This window comes from Corynebacterium macclintockiae, from assembly GCF_027570165.1.
Classification (GTDB): domain Bacteria; phylum Actinomycetota; class Actinomycetes; order Mycobacteriales; family Mycobacteriaceae; genus Corynebacterium; species Corynebacterium macclintockiae.
Map to the genome: position 1 here is coordinate 40,603 of NZ_JAKMUV010000012.1, position 13,186 is coordinate 53,788.

10 protein-coding genes and 1 pseudogene are annotated in these 13,186 nt (G+C 55.7%); 4 read left to right on the top strand and 7 right to left on the bottom strand.

Annotated elements, in window-relative coordinates:
- Positions 1-57: 57 nt before the first annotated feature.
- The gene (gene cmrA / locus L8U58_RS08825; RefSeq protein WP_269955160.1) at positions 58-861 is read right to left on the bottom strand and encodes a mycolate reductase; all 804 of its coding nucleotides are present in this window, start codon (positions 859-861) and stop codon (positions 58-60) included.
- Between the two features lie 159 nt (positions 862-1,020).
- On the opposite strand from cmrA, the gene L8U58_RS08830 reads away from it, so the two are divergent.
- Positions 1,021-1,788, top strand: a complete 768-nt coding sequence (locus tag L8U58_RS08830; protein ID WP_034975742.1) for a DUF6882 domain-containing protein — start codon at positions 1,021-1,023, stop codon at positions 1,786-1,788.
- A 46-nt stretch (positions 1,789-1,834) separates the two neighbouring features.
- Here L8U58_RS08830 and L8U58_RS08835 read toward each other — a convergent pair whose 3' ends face one another.
- The 5 genes and pseudogenes from L8U58_RS08835 to L8U58_RS08855 form a co-directional block, all read right to left on the bottom strand.
- A complete protein-coding gene (locus L8U58_RS08835; RefSeq protein WP_011273190.1) occupies positions 1,835-2,164 on the bottom strand; it encodes a hypothetical protein in 330 nt (109 codons plus the stop codon).
- Between the two features lie 348 nt (positions 2,165-2,512).
- Positions 2,513-3,802 (bottom strand): nucleotide-binding domain-containing protein, encoded by a 1,290-nt coding sequence (locus tag L8U58_RS08840; protein ID WP_011273192.1) that lies wholly within the window; start codon positions 3,800-3,802, stop codon positions 2,513-2,515.
- Positions 3,803-3,807: 5 nt separating this feature from the next.
- A complete protein-coding gene (locus L8U58_RS08845) occupies positions 3,808-4,380 on the bottom strand; it encodes an SLATT domain-containing protein (RefSeq protein WP_115737492.1) in 573 nt (190 codons plus the stop codon).
- Between the two features lie 49 nt (positions 4,381-4,429).
- Positions 4,430-7,024: a DEAD/DEAH box helicase gene (locus tag L8U58_RS08850; protein WP_269955158.1), complete on the bottom strand. Its 2,595-nt coding sequence runs from the start codon at positions 7,022-7,024 to the stop codon at positions 4,430-4,432.
- A 2-nt stretch (positions 7,025-7,026) separates the two neighbouring features.
- Positions 7,027-8,872: pseudogene (locus tag L8U58_RS08855) on the bottom strand (site-specific DNA-methyltransferase).
- A gap of 186 nt (positions 8,873-9,058) precedes the next feature.
- Between L8U58_RS08855 and L8U58_RS08860 the strand changes: the two are divergent.
- From L8U58_RS08860 to L8U58_RS08870, 3 genes are all read left to right on the top strand, one after another.
- A complete protein-coding gene (locus L8U58_RS08860; RefSeq protein ID WP_155272463.1) occupies positions 9,059-9,226 on the top strand; it encodes a hypothetical protein in 168 nt (55 codons plus the stop codon).
- 504 nt (positions 9,227-9,730) lie between these two features.
- The gene (locus tag L8U58_RS08865) at positions 9,731-11,209 is read left to right on the top strand and encodes a hypothetical protein (RefSeq protein WP_232501698.1); all 1,479 of its coding nucleotides are present in this window, start codon (positions 9,731-9,733) and stop codon (positions 11,207-11,209) included.
- Between the two features lie 715 nt (positions 11,210-11,924).
- Positions 11,925-12,494, top strand: a complete 570-nt coding sequence (locus tag L8U58_RS08870) for a hypothetical protein (RefSeq protein ID WP_149029082.1) — start codon at positions 11,925-11,927, stop codon at positions 12,492-12,494.
- Here the strand turns inward: L8U58_RS08870 and L8U58_RS08875 are convergent.
- Positions 12,427-13,186: TIGR02391 family protein (locus L8U58_RS08875; protein ID WP_269955159.1), on the bottom strand; the 760-nt coding region annotated here is incomplete at its 5' end. The genes L8U58_RS08870 and L8U58_RS08875 overlap by 68 nt on opposite strands.

The window sequence follows — 13,186 nt, forward strand, 5'->3', positions numbered from 1 at the left end:
GAGGTTCCTTTCTGTTGTTGATAATTCTATGTCGTTTTTGGTGACGCCCCCTCGGAATCAGTCGCTTTCGGTTGCCATTTGGGAGTAGAACTTACCCACGATCGGCGCGGTGACCTTCCGCGGCAGGTAGGTGGAGACGAAATTCATGGCCTTGGACAGCGGGCCGGGGACTACGCGGAGCTTGTTCTTGGACAGCGCGACCAGGGTGTCGATGGCGCAGTCTTCGTAGGTGGTCCAGAGGAAATCCGGTACGGCATCGTCAACCTCGGTGAGCTGCTCGTCTTCCTTGCGAGCCTCACGCACCGGGCCGGGCGCCAGCAGGGTGCACTTAATGCCGTGATCCTTGAGCTCGTAGTGCAGGGACTCGGTGAAGGTGTTGACCATCGCCTTGGTGCCGACGTAGGTGGCGTTTCCGGGGATGGCCATGTTGCCCGCGGCGGAGCCGACGTTGACGATGCCGCCCTCGCCGCGTTCCAGCATGCCGGGCAGCACGGCCTGGGTGAGTTCGTAGAGCGCGGTGGCGTTGAGCTCGAACTGCAGGCGCTCGTAGTCCCAGTCGAGGTCCTTGAACTGGCCGAAGGTGGCAACGCCCGCGGAGTTGATGATGATGCTGACCGGGGTGGTGCGCAGCTCTTCCAGCAGCTCTGCGCGGGCGGGCGCATCCGCCAAGTCGACGGAACGGATCTGCACGTCGCGGTCCGGGAATGCATCCGCGATTTCCTGCATTGGGGCTACGGTGCGGGCGACCAGGAGCAGGTCGTAGCCGCGCCGGGCGAGCTCCTCAGCGATGGCCTTGCCGATGCCGGAGGAAGCGCCGGTGATCACAGCGAAGGAGCCCGGAGTGGGAGCTGGAAGATCCAGTTCCGCGGACTTCTGGGACTTGCCCAGGGGGAGGGAGCGGAGGGCGTCAATAGGGTTAAAGCGGCTATTCGCAGTCATGGCTACAACCATAGCGGGCGGCCCGGACAGGGGGTCGAGGTTCAGCGGGCGAGCTGAATTGGGCGGTGTTAGTTTAACCGCATGATCCCCGATATTCGCAGAGTCGGGCAGCACGCGACTCTCTACGCAACAGCACGTAACGAGCAGATTATTGACTTCATAATCGACCAACTCGGTGAGGGATGGCAGTACAACATTGAATCTTATGGTGGCATCCACCGTTTTGTGTTCAAGGGGCCTAAGGGAGAGCTAACAGCTAATGCTCACCTAATCGCTTCTGTCGCTGAGGACCCTCCAACGCTTCTGTGGCGATGGTCTGGGCAAGCTCAGGAAGGGAATACAGCCGGTCTGAATGTCAGCAACGCTGCGGAAGCGATGCGAAAGTGGGGGCTGCAACAAGATCTACCTGGCTTTGTTAATCAGGAGGTTCCATATCAGCCGGGCGAGGATGCTGTTACTTCGGTTGCGGGGGACGTTGGCGATGCCGCGTTTGAGATTTTTGGCCCACAGACCGTTTTCTTGTACGTCCCCATCAATCAGAGCGGCACATTCGCAACCTTCTTGCTGGATGGGTTCAGCATTCCCATGCCAGAGATGACTATCGAAGAGATCTTCGTTAAGTGGGATCGCATCCTGTCGCAGTGCGATGACCCAGCGTGGAGTATCGAAGGTATTTCCCACATGCGACCAGACTGGCGCGTCGAAGAGATTGAACCCGAGGAATATCAGCGCGCGTGGAGAATCGTCGACGAAAAGGGCCGATACTTCGAGGCCGAGCTAACGGTTAACAGAGAAGAGCGCTACATGTCCCTTAGTAAGAAGGGACTTTTCACGGAAGAAGGTACCTGACGAGAACTGTCAGGCACCTTCGTGGCCAGAAAAGTGATGCAGTGGTTTAACGCAGGATGCCAGCCTGCTTTGCAGCGGCGCCGATCAGGCCGATGCCTGCGGCAGCCACGGCGATCCAGGTGAGGGTCCAACCGAACTGGGTGGCGCCGTAAGCAGTCTTGGCAGAAGAGCCTGCCATGACGGATCCTGCAGCCATCTCTCCGGTCGCCTTGGTGTTCGGTGCAGCACCGGTTCCACGGAGGACGAACATACCAACTAGCTTTGCGGCTTCAATCTTCTGAGCGTCAGTGGGTGTACTCGGAGCAGCCTGAGCTGGGGCAGCAGCGAGGCTGAGGGCTGTCGCAGCAGCGACGGCAGCAGTAGCAAAACGCTTCATGGGGGTCTCCTTTTGAGGTTTCAAAAACATGCAATTTCTATTGCAATCGCTCTTAGGTTAGACCAAGAAAAGGGGTCGACGCTCAGGAAACGTTAAACCCTTTCTTAGATGAGACGCGTTTCACATCCACGGCAACTCACAAGTAGGGGGGGGCTGGGGTGCCAGCGTGTCCGCGATGCTGTGGTTGAAATAGCAACCTTGCCACGACTGAAGTGTCAACTATGTCGCGACTCATGAGGCGGTTTCCGAAATTTAATCTAGCAGCAAGGATCGTTCTCTAACGGAGGCTTCAGTCCGTGGAAAAATCGCATTGAGTCCAAACTCGCCCCCAAGCGCGAACAGTAGGGCTCAACTAATCGGTACATCTACGTGTCCGCGGGCTATCAGAACACCATCCCTGATGGCGTAGCACTCGACGTAATGATGGCCACTAAACAAGGTAGATTCCCGATGTTTCCCTTTTCCGGAATCCTTGAAAATTTGGCCGCGGATTTGGTTCCGCCGTTTAGCCTCGTCTCCACGATTGAGAACCTTCCACCAGAGCTCAGTTCTCGGCGGTAGGTCTCTCGTATCTACCGTGAAATCAAGTTGCTTATGTGGACGCAGGAAATTGTAGGTCTCCAGGATTCGTCTCAACGGTCCAGATCGAAAGCCATTCTGCGTAACCATGCACTCGACAGCTAATTCGCTGACAGTAGCTGCCGTCGGAAAACGCTCTTCAATGAACTGTTCAGTGTCGATGTAGTTGAAGGTTTCCAACCGAGTAGCCCGCGCCTGATCGTTCGAATCCAGAGGGACGCACTTTCCGAATATGGACCTCCATTTTTGATTCATCGTGGACTTACCATTGGCCGCGATTGCATCTTGGCAGAGTGAAAGTGCCTCCTTCGCTTTGTTCTGGAAGTTCCTCTCGTTAGTGATCTTCTGCCCGCTGCCGAGCGCGTACCAAGTGTCCTGCTTGGGCAGCTCGGAGAGGTAGTCGAAAAATTCTTTTATCAGTATCGGAAGTCTGGGAAGCGTCACATCATCGGCTAGTTGCGAAGCGAGATAACGATGAACGAGTGTGTCGATGAGGAGGCCGTTAATCGGGACATCGTGCTTCTTCTTCCAAGCACGCGTCAGCTTACAGAGCTTACGAGCTTTGCCTCCTGTTGATCCATCGAGCTCACGGATGGCTTCAATCTCATCCCTCGGCTTTGTTAATTTCCAACAGTCTTTGTACGTATCGGGATATTCGAAATGACCTTCATCGGTTTCGAAAACCGGTTGTACCTCGAACTTGAAGTCACCAAACTGGACTTTCACGACATATCTGTCCACACCAATCTCGGTCTTAGGGTACCGATGCTTGAGAGCGGTTCGAACCTGGCTTAGCGCCTTGTAAGCACCTCCATCGGCTACAAATTCGTCCCGAAGAAATGCAGGTAAGCGGTACAGCATATCGAGGTCAGAGATACCGCGTATAGCGGTGTGGCGGCCCCAGGACCCAACCATTAACCGGTTGGTAGAGTCAGACTCTGAACCGGCAAACTCTTTGTTTAAGGCCTTGGTAATCTCATCGCGGCGTTGCTCAATGATGTTCGCATTGTCGATTTTCAGGTTGTTTAATGTTTCACTGAGAAGCTCGTTCTGATCCACTACGGTTACTTCCTCCGCCATAGCGTGCGTGCGTCAATTTCCTTCTGCGTGGATTGAGGTTTTTCTTTACCATTAATCGCTTCATCAGCCTTGTTGTAGTCCCCACTCGTTGTTCGCGGTGATTTCGAAAGCAGATTCCTTTCGTCCCTTTCCAGCTCGTCTCTTTTGACCAGAGCATCCTCAAGAGAGATTGCATCGTGTTCAATATCCCAGGTGAGTGACTCGTACCGATTGTGAATGGTACGTAGGTCCACTGCGGCCGCTCTGTGGGCTTCTACAGACTTCTTCCAGTCAACAGACTCGCCCAAAAATGTAAGCATTGTGGCCAACGCTGCCGCCCCGGAAACCAGAACAGCGTTCACCTCGGGATCGAAAAACAGGCCCCCCAAGCTCGCTAGGAAAGCACCCGCAGTTAAGGCTGTCAAAATGATCGAAGTGGTCTTGCGGCATTTTTCCCATTGCTGGTAGCGGTCTGCTGCTTTCTCTTGAGTGCGGTACGTGTAAAGCATCCGGTCTCTTCTCGCGTCGAGAAGCCCGGTTAGTGCTGCTACCGAATCTGGATTTCGTTCTTTGCCCAAGCCTTTACACCTTCCTTTCTTCATTGAAGGTCTTTCACCATCTGTATCCCTACAAGCCAGGATTCGACTTCCGCTTCAAGTCCTCCCACGATTCGGACGCGCGAATGTCTGATTCGTAGGCAATGACGTAGCCCCACTCCTGGCCCTCGAAGTCGTCCTCGCTGAGCAGTTCGCGTACCAACACCCGGGCCGCGGCTCGTTTCGCTTGAACCGTTTCGTCATCTCGTCCCTTGTCGGACTTGCCCTCGATGATCCACATGGTGCCGGCGGCATCTTGTGCGACGAAGTCCGGGTAGTAGGTGTCTTTCGTGTTGTACATGATTGACGCCCCGTCAGAGACGTACAGCCGCTTCCACCAGACAATGTCCGAGGTGTAGTTCAGCAACAGAGCCAGCAAGTACTCGCCGCCCCACGAATCGAAGCTCGCTGCGGGGAACAGTCCGCGGTTCCACCCGTCGTAAAACTCTCGCGGCTTGAACTTCGCCTGCTGGTCTTTCGAGAGTTGCTGGAGCACCCCTTTGCCAAATGGCAAGGTCACTACCTCGTCAATCGGCAATTCGACCGGAACGATGGTCGTTTCGGTCTGCAAGTTGCTGGCGTGCTCTTTCGCTTTCGCGTTGACCAGGGCGACGAGTTCGTCAACTGCGGACTGCTTCGCCTTCTCTGTCCAGTGGTCGATGCCCGCGTTTTGCATGAATGTCGGCAGAATATACCGAGCCAGGGTGATGGCGTTCTTCTTGTCCTGGGTGACAACACCAAGTCCAAACACGCGTCGGGTCAGTTCTTTGATGACAACGTCTTCCGCCACGGGAGCCGATTCGACCTCCGCGTCGGCGCTTCGTTTCGTGTCGAGCTTGTCCCTTCGGACCACGATTTCTTCACGGGTGAGCGCCTCTTTGGAGTCCGAGACACGCTTCGCAGCCCGGATAATGTCCTCGTCGTCAATGTGGCTCAAGAGGAACGGCGACGTTGCTTTCGCCATCACAGTTGAGGGGAACAGGAACGTTTTCCCCGCGAACTCGTGGTTGACCTTGATGACCGTCGCGGGAATCGGATTCTGGTTCTGCATGGACTCGTCGTCGCCGACCCTGCGGAACTTCACGCCTCCGTTTTCACCACCGGTGACCTGTGTCGTCTCCCCAGCGGTAGAGGCGCCTGCCTGTCCAGCATCGGCATCGTTACCACCGGCCTGGGGGCCTGGCCACGCCGTCGAGCCAGCACCCGGGGTGGCTTGGTTGTCTCCGTGGCCGGCCACTCCGGTCTGGGGTTGAACCTGCTGCTCTCCTTGGAGGAAACTCTCCTCCACGTCCATTCCCGAGATGGCGCCTTGAGCGGCATCCCCTAGACCGAATGAGTGCAGCACGTCCTCGTCTTTGAGCAGTGACTTGAACGACTTGTGACTCAAGATGTCCAACTGGTCGAGCCCCGCGATACCCGTCCTTACCCCGTAAGGCAACCGGAGGCCGCGACCCATTGTCTGCTGGGTGAGAATGTCTGAGGACATGGCGCGAAGAGCGCACATGACCGCAACTCTCTTGGTGTCCCAGCCCTCTTTGAGCCGATCAACTGAGACGATGGCCCGCACCGTCGAGGCCGGGCTGTCGAGCTCGTCTAGGCGCCGCAGCGTGACAGCGTCATTGTGTTTGTTGTCGAACTGGAGTACTGCCTCTGGATCATCGAAATACCCTGGGCCTTGGAGCAGTTTTGTCACCTCGTCCGCGTGGGCCACGTTTTCACAGATCACGAACAGCAGTGGTTTTGTGCGTTTCGCTTCACCAGCTTCACCGGGGAAGTTGGCTGCGCCGTAAGCCTCGTACGCTGCTTCCTTGTTGCGAAGAAGTGACACTGCGTCGAGGAGTTGGCGTTCTTCTGCGGAGTCCTTCGGGTAACCGTTTTCGCGGTACACCAGCATCGGGGATTTCACGTAGCCGTCTTCAATGGCTTGGTACAGCGGGTAGTGGAAGATGACATGGTCCGTATCGGATGCCGAAGCGGTCAGACCAATCGTTGCCGCGGGGCGGAGGTCCTTGAGCGCCTGGTTGAACGCCTTCGCGGACGAGCCGAAAAGGTGCGATTCGTCTGCGATCACCACGAGGTCATCGAGGCCGACTAGGTGGTCGTAAAGTGATCCGGTTTCTTCCTGGTGGTCTCGAATCTTGCGGCGCATGCCGTCCTCGGTGCCCGCAGCAGCGTCAGCCTTCTTTGGCTCGATGAGCTGTGTCACGTTGAAGACGAAGACCATAGGACCGTCGGCGGTGTCGCGGAACACCTCCGACTGGCCGGCTCGCCAAGCACCATAGTTGCCCGGGGAGACAACCTGTGGCGCGGCCGAAAAACCACCCACGTAGCGACGCGAGCCTTGCGTGAAGTTCTGGACGGTCTTGTTCTCCAAGACCGTCGAAGGAGGGACGACAACCATCACGTTCGTGAGGTCGAATCGTGCCAAATACTCGATGAGCGCGGCCATGAGGTACGTCTTGCCCGCTCCGGTAGCCATGTGCATGACCATCGGTTCTTGTGGATCGAAGTCGCCGGTGAGGCTGAAAATGAGTTGACGCAACGCTCGCTTGTTCGGGTCGCGCAGGTCGAACTCGGCCGCAATAGTGTCGATAAGACCTTGGTCAAGTGCGATTGGAAGTGCCATGTCTACTTGCCCTCCTGCGTGCCCGAGTAGCTAAAGATGTCGTTGGGAATGTGGACAATCTGGCACGGCTTGTCAGTTGTCCTCGCGAATTGTCGAACTCCCGGTTCGAGTTCCGTTGCGGCAAGCGTTGCGCCTTCGCCTTTCCCGAGGTGTGTGAGCAGCTCCTCGACCTTTTCGCGGTCAAGGCGGCCCTCCACGACCTTGAGGAACATGGAACCGCGCTTGCCGTCGAAGTGACGGTGATCGGGTGTGAGCGCGAAGTTGAGGTTCGCAGCCACAGAGTTGACCAATGTCGGTCCGGTTGCCGCCTCGGTGAGCGTGACGAGGTTCAGTTCCGGTGAATAGTCGAAACATTGTGGCGAAAGGTGGGCAACTGTGAAGCCGCCGCCTCCGCGCCAGTTCCGTACAGTGCTGGGGCGGGTGGCGATCAACTTAAGAGCGGTCTTAATCGCGGCGCTTTCGTCGTCGCTCAGGTCTCGTTCGGAACGGATGGCTCGCAGAAGTTTGGAAGCGTCTTCCATCTTCTTTGTGTCGAACTTCTCTGGCACCTCCACACCGGGTTTGGGCTCCCGATCTTTCGTAAAGGTGACTCCTCCTGGGTCGTTGTCATTGATGGCCTTTTCCAACCGTGGGCGTGTGAAGCGCCGAAAGGTGTCTTCAACCAGTTCACAAGACAACCAACGCCGTCCCATCTTTTGTGCGACAGCAGCTGTAGTTCCAGAACCTGCGAATACATCGAGAACGATGTCACCGGGATTCGTCGCTATATGGATGATTCGCTCCAGCAGACGCTCTGGTTTAGGGGTAGCGAAAGTATCCTCCAGCTCAGGGAACATTTTGTTCAGGTGGTCCCGCTTCGCCTCTTGATTGTGCCCCACTTCGTCGGCCGTCCACCAGGTTCTTGGAACCAGGCCTTGCTGGACATCAGTGAGGTAGCGTTTGATGACTGGCAGAGAGTCGCCATCGCGGCCAAACCAAACTCGCCCCTCCGCTCGGGCGTCCTCCAACCCTTGCGGAGTGAAACGCCAGTATCTTCCTCGTGGTGTCACTACCCTGCCGGAGGGCAAAGTGACCGGGAATCTGTTGGCCTCAGTTCCGCTCTTCGCAGTACCGTTGTCTCCTTGCAACCATGGACCACGCGGATCGTTATCTGGATTCTGATAACGCGCATCCTGCGATGCCAAACGAGGCAGCAAATTTCGGGCATTTTTCCATTGGTTACCCATGGGGGCGTAGACGAGTATGAAGTCGTTGGCTCCGGAAATACCGGTATCGTTTCGACGACCTTTATCTTTTTCCCACACCATCTCGCCAACGAAACTGCCGGCTCCAAACACTTCGTCCATGAGTACGCGCATGCGGTGGTTTTCCACATCATCAAGGTGAACCCAGATCGACCCGTCAGCGCTTAGCAGTTTGCGGAGGTGAATGAGGCGGTCACGCATCATGGTGAGCCACACGGAGTGTTCGAGGTTGTCCTCGTAGTTCGCGAAAGTCTGGGCAGTGTTGAACGGCGGATCAATGTAAATGCACTTGACCTTCCCCAGGTACTTCTCTCGAAGCTCAGGTACCCGAGTCAGCGCCTCAAGCACGTCGCCTGACTCGCCGAGAATGAGCAGGTTGTCGTCGGTGGGCTCCAGGTCAGCGCGTTCCGAGTACTGGGTGCCCTCTTTTTTTTGGAGACTGCGAGCCGGTGACGACTTCGTCAATGACGAGAGTGCGGGTTTCGCAGTACCGGGGGTCTTTGGGGTCAACCCACTCGTAGGCGTACTTGCCTTCCTCACTGGGAATGAGTGCCTTGTCTTTGTTGAACCAGGTCAACTCAAGTAGTTGCTTCGCTCCGGCCACCGCTTCGCTGCCTCGCTTCGTTCGTCGGGACGGTATTGATCTTGTCTGTCTTATCGTAGCGGGGAGGTCAGACAAGCCCGAAGAAAATGAACGCCTCGATTCGAACATATTGTCGTCGCATCTCCGGTCGTAACTTGTACCCCCGGTGCTGGCGGTAAACCGATGGCGACGTCACACTGTCATTCCATGACTGAGACTCCACGACAACGCCCCGGTGACTCCTGGGCTGACCAGGCTGCGCCCCACACGTTTTATGCCCTCCACGGCAATGCGCTGAGCGACACGTACCCCGCCTCGGGTTTCCGACTCGAAGTACGTGACGAGGACTTTCAGCTCCTGTCCGTCCACTGGTAGGCTCGTGCCGCCCTCGGTGAAGTAGGTGAACGCTTGGCACAGGGAGAGAAAGCCGCCGTCTACGGGGCAACGTGGGAGCGGATCGAATCCGAAAAACGACCCGCGGTTGAAACGTCACGCTGGTGAGTAGAGAACATGTGCCCCCGTGGTTGACGACTACCAGGGATGAATAGGCAGGCTGTGCTCCCATGAACCTCCACCACCCCAGCCGGCACAGCCGAACAGACAACGACCGAGTGCTTCTGCACCTTGACCTACACCTCGACCGAGACAGCCTCGCGAGCCTACAAATTTTCATGCGCCGCAATGAGAGCGCCGTCCGCTTTCTCGAACCCGACGGCGAGCATGTTGCTGTAGACGTGCAGGCCGCTCACGCATTCTTGAAAATCTGCACTCTCAGTGTCTTTTGCAGACAAATTATGAACAGTTAGTTGAGGAACATGGTTAAAATTAGGGTTGCCCATTTCGCAGGGTTGATGAAACTACTTTCGGATTGGCTGGGAATTGAAAACCAATAACGTTTTGACCGCAGATCGGGATCGGCAAGGTTGGATCATCTCAGATGGACATGCGCCAATTTCAGCATCGTTATCACGACGGGGTGGTCAGTGTGTGATCTCACTGGTTTCGGAATATGCCGAGCCTAAGGAACGTTGGACGGGTTCGGTAACTCCCCGTGGCACCTGGAACCGTTCGTTTGACTTCCTTTTTGTAGACGAACTGGGGCAAGTCGAGGTAGCAAATTGCTGGACAATTCAGGTGCAGGGTGCGGGGCCATTTCAGGGAGTTGAACGGTGGGAACTGCGACCTCAACAATTGATCTTCGATGGAAATGGCAGGACATGGGAGAACGCATCTGAGGTTGTTTCGTACGTGCCGATGCTGCGTAACTGGATGCCGGAGTGTACAGAGCTTATCGATTCCGATTACAGAGACGATAAAAACTGGCTGGCGATCAATCTCAAGAAGCCGAAGACAATTCCGTTTAAGGGACAGTTGAACCACCGGATTGTTATTGAAGCACGTACTGAGTCAATCGGAATGGGCAAGGGGCTACAGGCATTTAGCATTGCTCGAATTATCACAAAGCTGGAGAAGCCAGAAGAACGTGATGTTGCGTTTGAGGAACATTCCGCAATTCTCGACTTTCTTTCGATCATATACGGTCAACCTATTGGTTTTTCTGAGCGAAGCGTTAGCTCGAGTAGCAATCCGGTACTTGACCTCAATCATCGACCAATCGATCCTGACTATTGGGAGGAGTGTAGAGTCGAAACTTTAGGTAACGAGGGTGCTTTGCTTGATATAGAAAAAGGCCGAAATCCTGAGGCGCTAATCCACTATTCCACGGAAAACCCCGAGGTTCTTTCCCGCTGGCTAGAGTTCTGGGCAAATAATAAGCCCGGTGTCGATGCTTTAAAAAGAGCTTTATCCGAAAAGATCTCTTGGGAGAATCGGCTGTTAAATGTAGCAGTTGCGGTAGAGGAATTCGGGCACAGAATCCCTGGCCAAGTAGAGCGGGGAACAGTAGATAACTGTTTTCCTGTCTATCTGAAACGGATATGCCTTAGCATGCCAAGGATTGCAATGTTGCATCCTGCGCAATGGGCTAGCAGATTTAACACCGCTTACAAAGGGATCAAGCATGCCGATAATGATTATCCTGAATTTGCAGAAATCGTGCGAACGGCAGAACAAGGCATTAACTGGCTTAGAGCTTGGTGTTGTTTCCAAGTCGACCCCCACAATCCGATTATGGATTACACCTGGAGCCGTATAACCAACATTGAAGAGTTCTATCCGAAATCGCAGGATGAATTAGATAATGACAATTGGGCAATTCTGTTGACGGACGAGGAATGGAAGCAGGAATGCGCTCGGTTAACTAAAGCGGATAGTAGCTTCCGTTGGAATCACGCGGATGTAGATGTATTGGATACTAGTGATCAAAACAGTGATGTTGAAGAAGGACATGGAGACTAGGCTCCAACTTGGCGCTCTCGGGTCTGACTAGTGAAAAAAAGTTAAGGTTGATCTGCTCACACTTAGCCAGCTAACTTAGTCATACCCTCTTTGTACCCACAACCCGTGTTCTGTTAAACCTTGCTCCGTTGCACCGACCGGCCAACCGGATTGCTGTGTCTGGAAGCAGAAGCGCCGTTTGGAGCTTTGTCACTGTGGGAGCGCGGAGCGCTGATAGCCGAGGACCACTTCGAGCAGCATGTCTTGGAACGGGAGGGGCAGTACCCGTTTGAGGATCAACCCCGGGAACCTGCGCAGACCTGCTTCCATGACAGGTGCTACGAGGTATGGAGCGAGTGCGGCTCGGAGTTCTTCGGGCGCACCACAGACCTCGGTAAAGCGAAACGGAAGGCGGCTGCGATTCGCAAGACGGGTATCCCGGCAGTGGTCTGTCTAACGGAACGTTCGGTCGTTGCAGGTTAGAACTTCGACGCCTCCGGCTAGTTTCTCTGGCGCACCCGCCGATTAGCGCAAGGAGAAAACGATGCCACGCCGCAAAGACACCGCTCACCGCCCGAGTCAAGCACACTTAGAGTTCGTCAAGACCAAAGACGGCCGACGAGTGCGTAACACCGCTTACACCGGCCCTGCTTCTAAGCAGAAGGGCGGGGCGGCTCAAGGGCTCGCACCGAAACCCGCAACGAAAGCCGATACGGACTCCGAGGCGGAAACTCGCGTGACAACGACGTTGTCGAACATGCCGTTGGCGTACATGGTTCCGGGCTTAACCGACCACGTTAAGGCGGGGACGACCACGTCTTTCGATGACGGATCGTTCTCCTCTGCGAAGTTTGATAAACCCGTCCGCATCTTCGCGGCCTCTGGCAACGACTACTACGTCGAGTCGGTTCACGTTGTCCACGACACCACCGACCTGGACACGGTGCGAGAAACCCTCGCCGAGTCGTTCGAGGACCTCAAAGTGAGAAAATCCCAGCCGGAGACTCGGCCGACGGATTTTGAGTGCAGGTACAAGCGGCTCGTTATCACCCCTGATGATGAGTACGTCGTTGACGGTGGTACCTGGACGAGCCCGATCAACGGGTCTCCCATTGTTTCGTCAGCGCTCATCTCGCTCCGAAACGATGATTGGGTCACGGTCAAGCAGGGCGAGCGCTTCGATGCAAAAGTATTGCTCAGCTCATGGCGGGCGAAGTCACCGAGGCCATCAACGGCTCTTAGCTCACAGTGTCAGCACCCCCGCCGCGCAGAATGTCCTCCGCGGTGTCGAGGCGCCGGTGGATGAGCGCCATCAAACCGAGGACGTCCTGAGCGTCCTCCTTCGTCACTGTCCAGCTAAGCCTCGTCTCATGGGCTTGTGGATTGCGGAATCCGGCGATCACGCCCTCAACGAGAAGTGCGACGGCATCTTGCTCATTGCGCTGTGTCTTCGTTGCACCCGAGTTGATTGGAACTTTGCGATTCTTCGACCCGAGCACATTCTGCGGGAGATTGCGTCCGTCCATTGTGCTGTTAGACAGCAGGCGGATTCTATCCTCCAAACCTTTGGCCGCTTCAAAAACGAGCTCGTAGTAGTCCGATTCGTCTTGTAGAAGTTCTTCCCGACAGTGCTTGAGAATTTCCTCGTGGGAGCCGCGCTTTTGGAGGTGTTCTCTCAAGCTCAACGCCTTGTTGCGGGCTTCTTCGAAGGTTGCCTTACGTGCCAGTTTGTGGGCCCGCCCGTCGTCGGTTAGCCCGTAGCCTTCGGTGGACAGGACGGTGTCGAGCTCCGCATGTAAGTGCTCAGCAGCTTCGGGATACTCCGCGGACATCAAGCGACTAGGTTCGACCGCTTTGCACGCGACCGCGAGAAGGGGGCGGCCGTCTCCTTGGGCAACCTGCTGCCGACTAATGGCCTCGTCGATTCGCTTCCACTTCGTGATCCCTCCTCCGGGATCGAACCGTCCACACTTTATGTCGAGGATAAGCGAGGTGATC